Origin of the sequence: Microbacterium amylolyticum (genome assembly GCF_011046975.1) — a bacterium.
GTDB lineage: Bacteria > Actinomycetota > Actinomycetes > Actinomycetales > Microbacteriaceae > Microbacterium > Microbacterium amylolyticum.
Map to the genome: position 1 here is coordinate 1,533,383 of NZ_CP049253.1, position 14,359 is coordinate 1,547,741.

13 protein-coding genes are annotated in these 14,359 nt (G+C 61.8%); 8 read left to right on the top strand and 5 right to left on the bottom strand.

What is annotated here, in order from left to right:
- Positions 1–112 precede the first annotated feature (112 nt).
- The 6 genes from G6N81_RS12575 to G6N81_RS07585 all read left to right on the top strand — a co-directional run bounded on the left by G6N81_RS12575 (position 113) and on the right by G6N81_RS07585 (position 3,518).
- Entirely contained in the window at positions 113–670 is a 558-nt protein-coding gene (locus G6N81_RS12575) for a hypothetical protein (protein WP_206527853.1), read from the top strand.
- 354 nt (positions 671–1,024) lie between these two features.
- Positions 1,025–1,384, top strand: coding sequence for a hypothetical protein (locus G6N81_RS07565; RefSeq protein ID WP_165135147.1), 360 nt, complete (start codon positions 1,025–1,027; stop codon positions 1,382–1,384).
- 109 nt (positions 1,385–1,493) lie between these two features.
- On the top strand, positions 1,494–1,637 hold the full coding sequence (locus tag G6N81_RS07570) for a hypothetical protein (protein WP_165135150.1): 144 nt from the start codon (positions 1,494–1,496) through the stop codon (positions 1,635–1,637).
- Positions 1,637–2,221 (top strand): recombinase family protein, encoded by a 585-nt coding sequence (locus G6N81_RS07575; RefSeq protein ID WP_165135153.1) that lies wholly within the window; start codon positions 1,637–1,639, stop codon positions 2,219–2,221. Before G6N81_RS07570 ends, G6N81_RS07575 begins: the two co-directional genes overlap by 1 nt.
- On the top strand, positions 2,218–2,487 hold the full coding sequence (locus G6N81_RS07580) for a hypothetical protein (protein WP_165135156.1): 270 nt from the start codon (positions 2,218–2,220) through the stop codon (positions 2,485–2,487). Before G6N81_RS07575 ends, G6N81_RS07580 begins: the two co-directional genes overlap by 4 nt.
- Positions 2,487–3,518 (top strand): zeta toxin family protein, encoded by a 1,032-nt coding sequence (locus G6N81_RS07585; protein ID WP_165135159.1) that lies wholly within the window; start codon positions 2,487–2,489, stop codon positions 3,516–3,518. Before G6N81_RS07580 ends, G6N81_RS07585 begins: the two co-directional genes overlap by 1 nt.
- Before the next feature lie 497 nt (positions 3,519–4,015).
- On the opposite strand, the gene G6N81_RS07595 is transcribed toward G6N81_RS07585, so the two are convergent.
- From G6N81_RS07595 to G6N81_RS07605, 3 genes are all read right to left on the bottom strand, one after another.
- The gene (locus G6N81_RS07595; protein WP_165135162.1) at positions 4,016–4,315 is read right to left on the bottom strand and encodes a hypothetical protein; all 300 of its coding nucleotides are present in this window, start codon (positions 4,313–4,315) and stop codon (positions 4,016–4,018) included.
- A gap of 6 nt (positions 4,316–4,321) precedes the next feature.
- Positions 4,322–4,528: an antitoxin VbhA family protein gene (locus G6N81_RS07600; protein WP_165135165.1), complete on the bottom strand. Its 207-nt coding sequence runs from the start codon at positions 4,526–4,528 to the stop codon at positions 4,322–4,324.
- Positions 4,529–4,676: 148 nt separating this feature from the next.
- On the bottom strand, positions 4,677–4,844 hold the full coding sequence (locus G6N81_RS07605) for a hypothetical protein (protein ID WP_165135168.1): 168 nt from the start codon (positions 4,842–4,844) through the stop codon (positions 4,677–4,679).
- A 117-nt stretch (positions 4,845–4,961) separates the two neighbouring features.
- Here G6N81_RS07605 and G6N81_RS07610 point away from each other — a divergent pair, with 117 nt between their 5' ends.
- A complete protein-coding gene (locus G6N81_RS07610; protein ID WP_165135171.1) occupies positions 4,962–5,138 on the top strand; it encodes a hypothetical protein in 177 nt (58 codons plus the stop codon).
- Positions 5,139–5,241: 103 nt separating this feature from the next.
- Here the strand turns inward: G6N81_RS07610 and G6N81_RS07615 are convergent, their stop codons facing one another.
- Together G6N81_RS07615 and G6N81_RS07620 are read right to left on the bottom strand one after the other, a co-directional pair.
- The gene (locus tag G6N81_RS07615; RefSeq protein ID WP_165135174.1) at positions 5,242–12,855 is read right to left on the bottom strand and encodes an SdrD B-like domain-containing protein; all 7,614 of its coding nucleotides are present in this window, start codon (positions 12,853–12,855) and stop codon (positions 5,242–5,244) included.
- 363 nt (positions 12,856–13,218) lie between these two features.
- Positions 13,219–13,485 (bottom strand): hypothetical protein, encoded by a 267-nt coding sequence (locus G6N81_RS07620; protein ID WP_165135177.1) that lies wholly within the window; start codon positions 13,483–13,485, stop codon positions 13,219–13,221.
- A 34-nt stretch (positions 13,486–13,519) separates the two neighbouring features.
- Between G6N81_RS07620 and G6N81_RS07625 the strand changes: the two genes are divergently transcribed.
- Positions 13,520–14,338 carry an IclR family transcriptional regulator gene (locus tag G6N81_RS07625; RefSeq protein ID WP_165135180.1) on the top strand — a complete coding sequence of 273 codons (819 nt, stop codon included), beginning with the start codon at positions 13,520–13,522 and terminating at the stop codon, positions 14,336–14,338.
- Positions 14,339–14,359 lie beyond the last annotated feature (21 nt).

Here is a 14,359-nt window from a genome sequence, read left to right on the forward strand (position 1 = left end):
GAAGCAGATACGGAAGTACGGGCGGTGCGGGAGGCTTCAGCCACCCCCACCGAGTCGGCGCTCGTAGACGGCTTGCTCGGCTTCTCACTTCTTGACGAATTCGAGGGAGGAAATGATGAACCAATACGGACAGCTGGCGATGAGTCATTGGCAGACTCACGCCCCGCAGCGATACGCGGAAATCGACAATCCAACGACGTTTTTCGAGATGCTCGGGGAACAGGCGATGGAGCAGATCACGTCGCTCGCGGCGAAGCTCGAGGGGACCGATCGGGAGACCGAGGGGTACCTCGAGAAGGTGGGCCGGCTGAACGCCGCGCGGAAGCAGGCGGAGGAGATCGTCCTGTCCGACCTGGTGTGGATCCCGGCCGAGACGACGGACGACGAGACGTTCGAGGAGTGGATGGCGGGCCAGAGCGATATCAGCGGTCCCCTTCACATTTGGGCGAGGTCACTGGAGTCCGCGGACACTCCGGAGGCGCGCGAGGAAGCAGAGCTGCTGAGCCCGCAACAGATGTCCGAGGAGCTCGGACTGTCGGAGGAAATGACGCAGCGGATCTGGGACGCGAAGTTCCCGGAGCTGGAACTGGAGTCGGCTCAGTCACGCGCAGAGATCACGAAGGCGCATCGGAAGTTGTGGGAGAAGCTCGGGCGGCCTCTCCCGGTGTAGCCCGGTTCCTGCCGGCCACGCAGGATGACCTCGCACCATCAGGTGCGAAAGCACGCTTCGCAGCAAACGTCGCCGCGATCCGTGTTGCCCAGCAACTCGATCGTGAGCAGCGCCTGGCCACCGCCGACGAGCAACGCACCCTCGCCCGATACGGTTCCTGGGGCGCAGTGCCTGACGTGTTCGACCCGGCGAAAGAAAGCTGGGCGCACGAACGTGCCGAGCTACAGACGTTGCTCGATGAAGCGTCTTACGACGCAGCCCAACGAACAACGATCAACGCTCACTACACCGACCCGGCATACGTGCATGGCAATCGTCAGCAGCATCCAAGGCGGTCTCATACTCACCTCGGGCGTGACGCTAGCTCTTCTCGGACTGTGGACCTGGATACTCCCGGTCGTGGTGCTGGTCGTCGCGCTGCACTTCTTTCCTATGCCGTGGATCTTCCGCCGAACCATCGACTTCTACCTCGGAACTGCAATGCTCATCGTCGCCGCTGTCGGGCTCTATCTCTCCACTCAGGGAACGGTGTCGTGGCAGACCGTATGGGGTGTCTCCGGCCTTGGTGCGGCGATTGTCACCAGCACGTACGGTCTCTGGATGCGCCTCACCGCAAGTCATGTACTTCGCGACTTCAAGGCGCTGCCGGTGCCGATTTCGAGCGAAGAAGAGCACTCCAGTCCCCGTGCGATGCCCGTCGAAAGCGACATTTAGCGGCGCGGTCAAACCGTCATTCAAAGCCGAGAGTCACATCCTGCGCCATAGCGCGACACCCTCGTCTCATATAGGGTGACCATAGGAAAACTCATTAATGCCCGCCTATATGAGACGCACCCACGTGATCGAAGAGGAGACCGGAATGGTCTGCGATGAAGACAACCAGCAGGAGACGTGGGTGCCGACAGTTCGCCGGGCTGAGGATGAGACCGAGATCTCCCAGACGCTGCGGCCTCGTCGAGATCACTGATGGATTTCGGCTACTCCCGGGTCTCGACCGTCGGGCAAGATCTCGAGGTGCAGCGCACATTCCTCCTCGGTGAGGGGATCCCCGAGGGGCGAATCTTCTTCGATCACGGATTCTCGGGGAAGACGGCTGATCGCGATGGTCTGCGGACGGTACTCGGGGTCCTTGGCGAGGGCGACAAGCTCACGGTCCCGAAGCTCGATCGACTCGCGCGCAACGTTGAGGAGACGCTGCGCATCGTGCGCGAACTTGCAGATCGCGGTGTCGCATTCCAGTTCGGGAAGACGGTCTACGACCCTGCGGATCCGTTCTCGAAGCTCTTCCTGACGTTCCTCGCCGCGATCGCCGAAGCGGAAGGCGGGTGGATCAGCCTCCGCACTCAGGAGGCGATGGCGCGTCCGTCAGTCCGCGCGAAACTCAAGGGCCGTCGCCCGAGCCTCACGCCGAAGCAGGACGCGGCGATCGCCCGCCACCTCGCCGACGGCGAGTTCAGCGCCATGGAGATCGCCCAGATGTTCGGCACGTCACGTGCGAGCGTCTATCGCGCGGCAGATCGCCACCAGAAAAGAATTGAGAGGACACAATGACAGAGAGTCTTCCTTCCAGCAAGGGTCAGCGTTTGTACGACTACGACCCGATGATCTATGACCTCCTTCGGGAGGCAGCGAACGTCCTGCGCGGTGAGTACATCGGCTTGGCGAACGAGTCGGCGGAGCCGGAGCGGTCGCGCTTTCTTAAAGCTGAGCGAGCGGTGTCTCGCGAGGTGGATGCGGTTGATAGCTATGACCGGGCGGCGGTCGAGTCATTGACCGCGGAGTTCCGCGGCCGCACCAGTGAGCTGCGGTCGATCTAGTGGCGAGGCGTAGCAACCTGGACCAGGCTGAGCTTCGGGCGCTGTTTGAAGCCCAGGTGCGGCCGAGTCTGGATGCCGCATCGTCGCCGACGCGTGAGCGTCCGCTCTTCGTGATCATTGGGGCGCAACCTGGTGCCGGCAAATCTCGATCGATCGAAGCGGTGCGGCGCGAGCATCCGGATGTGGTGCCCGTGATTGGGGATGATCTGCGTCCATATCATCCGGATTTTCGGGCGCTGATGCGCTCGAATCCGCTGGCGATGCCGGCAGTCACTCAGCAGGCTTCCGGGGCGTGGGTCGGGATGTCAGCTGCGCATTTGCGCGAGCAGCGTCAGAGTGTGTTGCTCGAGACGACGATGCGGCAGCCGTCAGTGGTCGTCGCGACCGTGCGCGAGTTTCGTGCGGCAGGGTACGACGTGGAGGTGCGCGGCCTTGCCGTGCCGGCTGAGGTGTCGAGACTCGCGACGGTAACGCGATGTTTGACGGACGCGAAGGAGCGGGGGCGCTGGGCTCCCTCGACGTTTCACGACGCTGCGTATGAGGCCATGCCGGGCACTCTAGAGGCCGTGATCGCCAGCGGAAATGTCGATCGTGCCGTTGTGCAGAAGCGTTCCGGTCAGGTGTTGTTGGACCGGCGTGTGACACCGGAGGCTGCCGAACGGTTGGGAGCAGAAGCACGTTCGGCCGTGGAGGACGGGCGAGACGTTGCTACGTTGACGCGGGAGGACGGGCGCGCATGGGTGCACGAGTATGTTCGCGCGTCGACCATTATGGCGTCCGGTCAGCAGCCTGAAGATCCAGGGATGCTGCGCACGATGATTGCTCTTGCGAACGGTCCTGCTCGCGCCTTGATTCGAGCGACGCACGAACAAGGCACCGAGGAACAGGCTGCCGCGCTCGAGCATGTTCTGGCCGGGGCCGCACGGTTGACGCCGCCCTCACAACACGGACGTCGTGCTGCAAACCCCGATACGGGCCCCGTCACGGGACAGACTCCTGATGGCCCGTCTGCGGGCCCGGTGCTTCGATAGTTACCGGTAAATGGCGCTACAGGTTCGGGCCAGCAAGACCCGTCCGCGATGAGCCGGGTGTGACGGGTCCGGTGTTCGGATCAGCTGGCCGACGCCGGATTCCAGAGGTGTCACGGTCACCGGCGGCATGATCCGAGCGGGTCACCGTTGCTGCGTCGGTCACGCTGACGAGGGGGCGTGGGTCAATCAATCCAGGTTCGTTCTCCGCGAGGCGTACTTTTCGCGGATGCGGCGTACAGCTCCTCCGCGCTCACGCGGGAGAAATCGACCTTGAACGGTGTTTGCTCAGCGATCTGGGTCACGAATGCCCGTATTGTCCGGCCGTTCCCGTCGCGGAAGGGGTGCGCCTGGTTGAGGTAGGCGAAAACGGTTGCCGCGCTCGTGATGAAGCGCCTCCGGTCGAGATCCTTCCAAGGGGTGTCCCGTGTGAATTCTTGGACCTCGCGACACGCTGTTCGATCTCACCGTTGCGCGGTTTCGCGAATTCGGTCTCTCGATCAGCCTGCATTCGAGCCGTGCGCAGCTCTACTGGCCCAGTCGTAGACGTCTTGGAAGAGGTAGCGGTGGATTGCCCGCAAATGATCGAGGCCGTACGTACGCTCATTGTTCGCAGTGCCGTCAGCGAGATCCATGAGGCGATCGGCCGTTGCCGCTCGGACTCTCGCCTCTAATCGGTCAGGGTCGCGTTCGCCGAACTTGTTTCGGAGCGTCCCCTGATGAGTCTCGGGATCAATCGTCTCGGGATCAATCGTCTCGGGGTAGAAATACGACTCCCATGCTTCCCAGCCGGTCGCCATCGGTCGCTAAGCGCGCGAGCGAATGCGCTGCGTGTACTCGTCGCGGGTGATCGCACCGCTTTTGAGCTCGAGGAGATCTACAACGTCAGCGCGGTTGGGTTCCCAGCCGGAAAGGTACTGGGAGGCGAAGGTCTGCCGAAACAAGTCCTGGCGGTCTTCGTCGAGATCGACGAAGAGATCCGGCCATAGCGCCACCACATCACATCCGGCCATAACGACCACCTCCTGTGAAGCAGTCAACCACGTGAACCACGTTCCTCCGCGTCAGGACAGGCCCAGCACCGGAGTCTCGGTGTAACGCCAGTGGCTCCCACTCAAAGGTGGGAGCCACTGGCGAAGATGCCGATCGGAGTGGTGTTTTCTATCGTCCGCTCCCCCATGTTTGACGAACTGCGTCTTCGACGATCTGCCGTTTGGTGAGGCCCTCCCGGAAGTGAATTTCGTCGATGAGGTTGGCGATTTCTTCGCTCAGACGTGTACCGAACTGCACTGTTACGTCGCGTCGACGAGGAGGTGCGCCCTTCGCCATCCCACCAGCGGCATCCTTATGAGGTGTCTTGTCGGCCTCCCTCAATGATGGTGCGCTCGGGGTGAATCGGCAGAGGAGGCGGGTGAACGCGTTGTGCGCGGCGTGCAGCGCGGTGACATGTTTCTGCTCACCCACCCCGAGTTCGCCGAGGGCGTGCGCGATCGTCACCGTGCGATCGAAAACGGGTTCCCCGACGAGGAGATCGACGAACGCCGGGCGAGCGCGATCCCCTTCCTCACCGATTCCTCCGTGTACCGCGCAGAGCGAGAAAAAGCGGCGCCGCAGTCGTTCTGACGAGCCGCGGGCGATTCGCCATAAAACTCGCCCATACGTTTATCACTCCACGCACGACAAGGGGCGGTGACAACCGTCACCGCCCCTTGCTACCGCTTACCGCTTAAGCGCGCTGCGCCCGGTTCCGCACAACCAGGAATGCCGCACCCGCCATCAGGAGCAACGCACCGAGTGCGCCACCCATCAGGATGCCGTTTCCGTCATATCCGGTTGGGGCGAGGTCATCGTCCTCGACCACGAGAAGGCCCGCATCGATCGTCAGGTCGACAGGGTTCTCCGGCGTCACTTCGAACACTGCCGTCACGCCAACCCGCGGGTTCTGCGTGGTAGGAACGGCGTTCGAGTCGACCGTATCGTCATTGCCATACTCCGGCTCGGTGAACTCGTATCCCTCGGGGCTCGTGAAGCGCACCTGGTACTGCGTGCACTCGACGTCCTCGAAGAGATAGTGACCGGAAGCATCCGTCACCGTGGAGGCGACGACGTTTCCGTCCATGTCGAGAAGTTCGACGAGCACATCCGCAACACCGGGTTCACCGTTGTCCTGGATGGCGTTGCCGTTCTCGTCCAGCCAGACGAAGTCACCGACTGTGCAGAGCTCTGCCGGAAGCACAGGCAGCAGACCCGCGTCAACAGTGGGGTTATCAGCCGGCTCATCGCCGCCCAGAACAACCTCATCCGTCACACCCGTCTCCGGGTTCACGTTCGAGTCGATCTCGCTGTCGACGTTGTCGTCGGCATACTGCTCCGTGAACTCACGACCCTCAGGATCTTCGAACGACACAACATACGCGCCGCACTCCAGACCCGAGAACTCGTAGAAGCCATCCTCACCAGTCACAAACGGCTCAACACCCTCAACAGGCTCACCATTCGCATCCAGCAAAGTCACGACAACACCAGCAACACCAGGCTCACCCGCATCCTGAACACCATCACGGTTCAGATCGAGCCAGACATAGTCACCAACCGAGCACACCTCAACAACAGGCAGCAGACCCGCGTCAACAGTGGGGTTATCAGCCGGCTCATCGCCGCCCAGAACAACCTCATCCGTCACACCCGTCTCCGGGTTCACGTTCGAGTCGATCTCGCTGTCGACGTTGTCGTCGGCATACTGCTCCGTGAACTCACGACCCTCAGGATCCTCGAACGACACAACATACGCGCCGCACTCCAGACCCGTGAACTCGTAGAAGCCATCCTCACCAGTCACAAACGGCTCAACACCCTCAACAGGCTCACCATTCGCATCCAGCAAAGTCACGACAACACCAGCAACACCAGGCTCACCCGCATCCTGAACACCATCACGGTTCAGATCGAGCCAGACATAGTCACCAACCGAGCACACCTCAACAACAGGCAGCAGACCCGCGTCAACAGTGGGGTTATCAGCCGGCTCATCGCCGCCCAGAACAACCTCATCCGTCACACCCGTCTCCGGGTTCACGTTCGAGTCGATCTCGCTGTCGACGTTGTCGTCGGCGTACTGCTCCGTGAACTCACGACCCTCAGGATCCTCGAACGACACAACATACGCGCCGCACTCCAGACCCGAGAACTCGTAGAACCCCGCATCATCGGTCACCACCGAATCAACCGCGTTGCCCTCCGAATCCAGCAACGTCACGATGACACCAGCAACACCCGGCTCACCCTGATCCTGAACACCGTTGCCGTTCTCATCCAGCCACACGAAGTCGCCAACCGAGCACAGCTCAACAACAGGCAGCAGACCCGCGTCAACAGTGGGGTTATCAGCCGGCTCATCGCCGCCCAGAACAACCTCATCCGTCACACCCGTCTCCGGGTTCACGTTCGAGTCGATCTCGCTGTCGACGTTGTCGTCGGCATACTGCGTCGTGAACTCACGACCCTCAGGATCCTCGAACGACACAACATACGCGCCGCACTCCAGACCCGAGAACTCGTAGAACCCCGCATCATCGGTCACCACCGAATCAACCGCGTTGCCCTCCGAATCCAGCAACGTCACGATGACACCAGCAACACCCGGCTCACCCTGATCCTGAACACCGTTGCCGTTCTCATCCAGCCACACGAAGTCGCCAACCGAGCACACCTCAACAACAGGCAGCAGACCCGCGTCAACAGTGGGGTTATCAGCCGGCTCATCGCCGCCCAGAACAACCTCATCCGTCACACCCGTCTCCGGGTTCACGTTCGAGTCGATCTCGCTGTCGACGTTGTCGTCGGCATACTGCGTCGTGAACTCACGACCCTCAGGATCCTCGAACGACACAACATACGCGCCGCACTCCAGACCCGAGAACTCGTAGAAGCCATCCTCACCAGTCACAAACGGCTCAACACCCTCAACAGGCTCACCATTCGCATCCAGCAAAGTCACGACAACACCAGCAACACCAGGCTCACCCGCATCCTGAACACCATCACGGTTCAGATCGAGCCAGACATAGTCACCAACCGAGCACACCTCAACAACAGGCAGCAGACCCGCGTCAACAGTGGGGTTATCAGCCGGCTCATCGCCGCCCAGAACAACCTCATCCGTCACACCCGTCTCCGGGTTCACGTTCGAGTCGATCTCGCTGTCGACGTTGTCGTCGGCATACTGCGTCGTGAACTCACGACCCTCAGGATCCTCGAACGACACAACATACGCGCCGCACTCCAGACCCGAGAACTCGTAGAACCCCGCATCATCGGTCACCACCGAATCAACCGCGTTGCCCTCCGAATCCAGCAACGTCACGATGACACCAGCAACACCCGGCTCACCCTGATCCTGAACACCGTTGCCGTTCTCATCCAGCCACACGAAGTCGCCAACCGAGCACACCTCAACAACAGGCAGCAGACCCGCGTCAACAGTGGGGTTATCAGCCGGCTCATCGCCGCCCAGAACAACCTCATCCGTCACACCCGTCTCCGGGTTCACGTTCGAGTCGATCTCGCTGTCGACGTTGTCGTCGGCATACTGCGTCGTGAACTCACGACCCTCAGGATCCTCGAACGACACAACATACGCGCCGCACTCCAGACCCGAGAACTCGTAGAAGCCATCCTCACCAGTCACAACCGGCTCAACACCCTCAACAGGCTCGCCGTCCTGATCCAGCAGAGTCACGATGACGCCGGCAACACCAGGCTCACCCGCATCCTGAACACCATCACGGTTCAGATCGAGCCAGACATAGTCACCAACCGAGCACACCTCAACAACAGGCAGCAGACCCGCGTCAACAGTGGGGTTATCAGCCGGCTCATCGCCGCCCAGAACAACCTCATCCGTCACACCCGTCTCCGGGTTCACGTTCGAGTCGATCTCGCTGTCGACGTTGTCGTCGGCGTACTGCTCCGTGAACTCACGACCCTCAGGATCCTCGAACGACACAACATACGCGCCGCACTCCAGACCCGAGAACTCGTAGAACCCCGCATCATCGGTCACCACCGAATCAACCGCGTTGCCCTCCGAATCCAGCAACGTCACGATGACACCAGCAACACCCGGCTCACCCTGATCCTGAACACCGTTGCCGTTCTCATCCAGCCACACGAAGTCGCCAACCGAGCACAGCTCAACAACAGGCAGCAGACCCGCGTCAACAGTGGGGTTATCAGCCGGCTCATCGCCGCCCAGAACAACCTCATCCGTCACACCCGTCTCCGGGTTCACGTTCGAGTCGATCTCGCTGTCGACGTTGTCGTCGGCGTACTGCTCCGTGAACTCACGACCCTCAGGATCCTCGAACGACACAACATACGCGCCGCACTCCAGACCCGAGAACTCGTAGAACCCCGCATCATCGGTCACCACCGAATCAACCGCGTTGCCCTCCGAATCCAGCAACGTCACGATGACACCAGCAACACCCGGCTCACCCTGATCCTGAACACCGTTGCCGTTCTCATCCAGCCACACGAAGTCGCCAACCGAGCACACCTCAACAACAGGCAGCAGACCCGCGTCAACAGTGGGGTTATCAGCCGGCTCATCGCCGCCCAGAACAACCTCATCCGTCACACCCGTCTCCGGGTTCACGTTCGAGTCGATCTCGCTGTCGACGTTGTCGTCGGCATACTGCTCCGTGAACTCACGACCCTCAGGATCCTCGAACGACACAACATACGCGCCGCACTCCAGACCCGTGAACTCGTAGAAGCCATCCTCACCAGTCACAAACGGCTCAACACCCTCAACAGGCTCACCATTCGCATCCAGCAAAGTCACGACAACACCAGCAACACCAGGCTCACCCGCATCCTGAACACCATCACGGTTCAGATCGAGCCAGACATAGTCACCAACCGAGCACACCTCAACAACAGGCAGCAGACCCGCGTCAACAGTGGGGTTATCAGCCGGCTCATCGCCGCCCAGAACAACCTCATCCGTCACACCCGTCTCCGGGTTCACGTTCGAGTCGATCTCGCTGTCGACGTTGTCGTCGGCGTACTGCTCCGTGAACTCACGACCCTCAGGATCCTCGAACGACACAACATACGCGCCGCACTCCAGACCCGTGAACTCGTAGAAGCCGTCCTCACCAGTCACAACCGGCTCAACACCCTCAACAGGCTCGCCGTCCTGATCCAGCAGAGTCACGATGACGCCGGCAACACCAGGCTCACCCGCATCCTGAACACCATCACGGTTCAGATCGAGCCAGACATAGTCACCAACCGAGCAGAACGGCACGAGGCCGGCATCGATCGTGGGGTTGTCGATCGGCTCATCGCCGCCCAGAACAACCTCATCCGTCACACCCGTCTCCGGGTTCACGTTCGAGTCGATCTCGCTGTCGACGTTGTCGTCGGCATACTGCGTCGTGAAGTTGCGACCCTCAGGGTCTTCGAACAACACGCGGTACGTGCCACAGGTGAGACCCGTGAACTCGTAGAAGCCGTCCTCACCAGTCACAAACGGCTCAACACCCTCAACAGGCTCACCATTCGCATCCAGCAGAGTCACGATGACGTCGGCAACACCGGGCTCACCCTCGTCCTGAACACCATTGCTGTTCAGATCGAACCAGACATAGTCACCAACCGAGCAGAACGGCACGAGGCCGGCATCGATCGTGGGGTTGTCGATCGGCTCATCGCCGCCCAGAACAACCTCATCCGTCACACCCGTCTCCGGGTTCACGTTCGAGTCGATCTCGCTGTCGACGTTGTCGTCGGCGTACTGCGTCGTGAAGTTGCGACCCTCAGGGTCTTCGAACGACACGCGGTACGTGCCACAGGTGAGACCCGTGAACTCGTAGAAGCCGTCCTCACCCGTCACAAACGGCTCAACGCCCTCAACAGGCTCGCCGTCCTGATCCAGCAGAGTCACGATGACGTCGGCAACACCGGGTTCACCGCCGTCCTGCAGACCGTTGCTGTTGAGGTCGAACCACACATAGTCACCGATCGAGCACAGGTGCGGCAGGAAACCTACGTCAAACGTGTGGTCTGCGCCGCTCGTGGGCGTGATCAGTGTAATGGTGGCAACGCCGTCAACATCAACCGCATCGGAATCGATGGCCACGTTGTCGCCTGCTTCGGCGACCGTGAGTTCGAGACCCTCGGCAATCGTTCCCGTGGTGTCAAACGTCACCGTGCACTCGATGTTTGCCACGAGGCCGCCATCGACGTTCTCGTCGTTGAAGAAGTACTCGCCATCAGCGTTGGTCGTCGTGGTTGCCACGGTGTTACCGCAGGTGAGCGTGACCTCGACGCCTTCGACGGAAACCTCATCGGGATCCTGGATACCGTCGCGGTTCTCGTCGATCCAGACCCGGTTGCCGATCTCGATCTGTTCAGCAACGAGCGCCGACAAATCTCCGAGGCCAGAGCCCTTACCCATCGATCCGTTCTCTGTGTTCGATCCGTCGAACTCGGACGCAGCAACTGCCGTCCAGCCCGTTCCTTCACTACCGCCGTATTCACCGGTGGCGTTCTCGAAGAACCGGAAGCCGTTCGTCCAAACACGGTCGCCCGGGTCAAAGGCTGTTGCAACGAAGTCTGTGAACCCTGGCACCTGCAGAACAGCTCCGAGTCCGACCTGTGCGTGGCGGCCAAGGCCGGGGGGCGTGAATTCGTCATCGTAGTATTCACCACCGCCGGGACCCTCACCGCTCGCGGGGTTCCAGCCTGTCACGCCGCCGCACTCGCCAGCGTTCTCCAGAACGAACGCTCCGTCCACGATGCAGGCGCGAAGCAGGTCACCTGATGCGGTCCCGTTGTACAAGTCGTTGTACAAGTCGTCACTGCCTGAAGGGTGTCCGGTCAGGTAGCCCGACTGGTCACCGAAGCGGTCCTTGATGCCAATCGTGAGGTCACCATTGCGATCCATGCCGATGTCGGAAAGCAACGGCTGCGGATACGCAACACCGAACTTCCAGTCATCGTCCGTCTCGAACCAGATCTCATCGTGGTCATTGGTCCACGGGTTCCAGTTAGCTGAGGGGACTGGCGCGGGACCGAAGCCTACGCCGCGTTCGTAATCCAGGCTGAACTCAAGAACCGGTGCCCCGCCAACAAGGCCACCGTCAAGCGTGAATTCATAGACGAACCCGGCCAGATCGTCGGTTGTGGGGCCCGTGCACGTTGTGGTGACCCACACGCTGTCGCCCGTGACCTCGACGCCATATGGGCGAACGAGGTCCGCGTCACACGTTGCGCCGGGAAGCATACCGAGGTCCGCAATCGCCTCGACTACCCCCGCCGTGGGTGTACCGCCTGACATGTCAACACCGACGCGATAGAGCTGCTTGTCGTTGAGGTTGACCACGTAGAGGGCATCGAAAGCATCGGAGGACGACAAACCGCCGAGACCAAGAACACCGGCACCATCAAAGCCAGCGCCGTCATGGAACCAGTCGTAATCCTGAATATCGGCATCGTCAACCAACGGACGCGGGTCTGTTCCCGCGTTCGGAATGGTCACGAACGGCGCCGCGTCGGGGACTCCACCGATCTCTGTCAGGTAAATCGCTCCGAGTCCTCCCGGACCCGTGGCAACGTGGCGCTTAAAAAGCGCAGACGTGGCGACAAACTCGTCACCGAGGTTCGCGAGACCCCAAATGGAGCCCGTCTGGGCCATCGTCGCTTCCGTGACCTCATCGTCGAGGTAGTTACCGCGCTGGTCGTACGACATCGACCGAATGCTCGGCTGCTCGGCGGGATCAATCCAGTCGCCGCCTTCCGGACCGGTCACCTGTGCGCGCTGCTCCGTCCACACCAGGGGTGGGTTGTCCGTTACCGGCTGCCCGGGAATAACGAACCCGACATCGGCGGTATCGCCTGCTGCCGCGAACTGCACGGTTGATCCGGCCGTTGCGCCAGCGATACCGGCGCGCGTAGGCGCGTAGCCTTCGGGGGTCCCGAACTCGATCCGTACCTCGGTGAGGGCGTCTTCGGTGTCAAAGGACAGGGTGTATTCGCCGTTGGCGTTCGTGGTTGTGGAACCCGCCGGGAAGTTGTCCACGCCGAACGCCGAGACGGTAACGCCCTCAATGCCTGCCTCATCACCAACGTCGAATGAACCATTCGCGTTGCGATCGTGGAAAACGGTGCCCGTAATCTCACCGACAGCTGCTGAAGCCGCCATCGGAACGGCAGCGCCACCGATCAAGCCAAGCCCCAGCGCGAAGGCCGCTGTCACAGCAAGCGACCGTTGTCCGCGCCGCCCTCCCGCACGGGGTAGCTCGCGTTGCGAGCGAGTTGTTGTGTGGGTCACGAACGTTTATCCTCTCGACGAACATCCGCGGGATGAGATCTCGCGGACACGATGGCGCGCGGACGGGCCATGACGCGCGTCGGCGCAGCGACACGGCACACAGTTTTATCTCCCCCCAGAGTGCGTTGGCGTGTCCAATGTCGGGACACGCGCGCCGGGCCGCTCGCCAGACAGTATCATGCTGTGAGTTTCCTGGCCACAGGATTAGTTTCTCGAGAATGTCGGAGTTCTGGACATGTTGCGTGGCGGCTCCGATGTTTGCGTTAAACTCGCGCGCACTCAGCGGGCCTCGGCATGGACGTCGGAAGAGGCTCTGTCCATCTCGTCGGCAAGGCACGCTCCGGCTCTCGCCAACGCGAAACGCTAGTCCTGCGCCGCAACCTCGCGCTCGGCGAGGGTGGGAACATCCACGGGGTAGTTCACGCGGATGCGCTCGACCTCCACGCCGACGAGGGGCGCCAGCATGCGCCTCATCAGGTCCTTTGGCACCAGACACTCTGCGCAGGCGGTGGGTCCCGCCGCGATCGTTGCGACCGCATCGTCCCCCGTCCGCTCGACGCTGAGGTGATAATCATCGGCGCGCAGCGTTTCCTGCAGTGCCTGCAACTGCGACAGTTCATTCGCGGGCATGCCGCCTCCTTTTTCGACGCCTTGTCAGAACGCTATGGGCGCCAATGATGCTCTTCACCCGCCTTTCCGCCTCACGGAACGCGAGCGGAGGTACGGCGCCAGCGCGCGTGGCGATCCGGCGCGAACGGCACCCCACCACACTCCGGTTCACCTCCTCCTCACCCTGAGCGAGATCTCACGGCGGGCAAACCTCAGCCTCTCCACGGCGCACCGCCTCGTCGGCGAGCTTCGCGCGTGGGGAGCGCTCGATCGCTCGGAAGACGGCCGCTACTCCATCGGTATGCGCGTTCTCGAGCTCGGAGCGCCCGAACCACAGGGCCTGCGGCTGCGCAACGTCGCCCTCCCCTTCCTCAGCGATCTCCACAGCGCCCTCGCAACCGACGTCACCCTTTCGGTGCGCGATGGCTGTGACGCGGTCTACGTCGAGTCCCTTCGCTCCCGCCACGGGGCTCCCGTTCTCACCCGCCTCGGAGGTCGCTGGCCGCTTCACGCGACGGGAACAGGACAGGTGCTCCTGGCCAACGCACCCGCCGAGGTCCAAGAAGCCGTTCTCGGGGGCAAGCTCAAGCGGTTCACACCCAAGACGGTCGCCGACCCCGAGACGTTGCGGCGCACTCTTGCGGAGGTGCGCAGCCGCGGCTATTCCGTGGTTGACGAGTCAATAACGGCGGGCGCAATCGCCATCGCCGTACCCGTACGCGGTCCCGGCGACCGCGTCGTCTCGGCCCTGGGCATGACGATTCGTCGCGGCAGCTGCCCGCCCGAATCCGTTCTTCCTGCCCTGTCGACCACGGCACGGGCAATTTCTCGCGGGCTCGGATCCCCCTCTGCGAAGGCGAGGGTGCAGGTGTAGCCGATCAGGAACAGCTCTTCG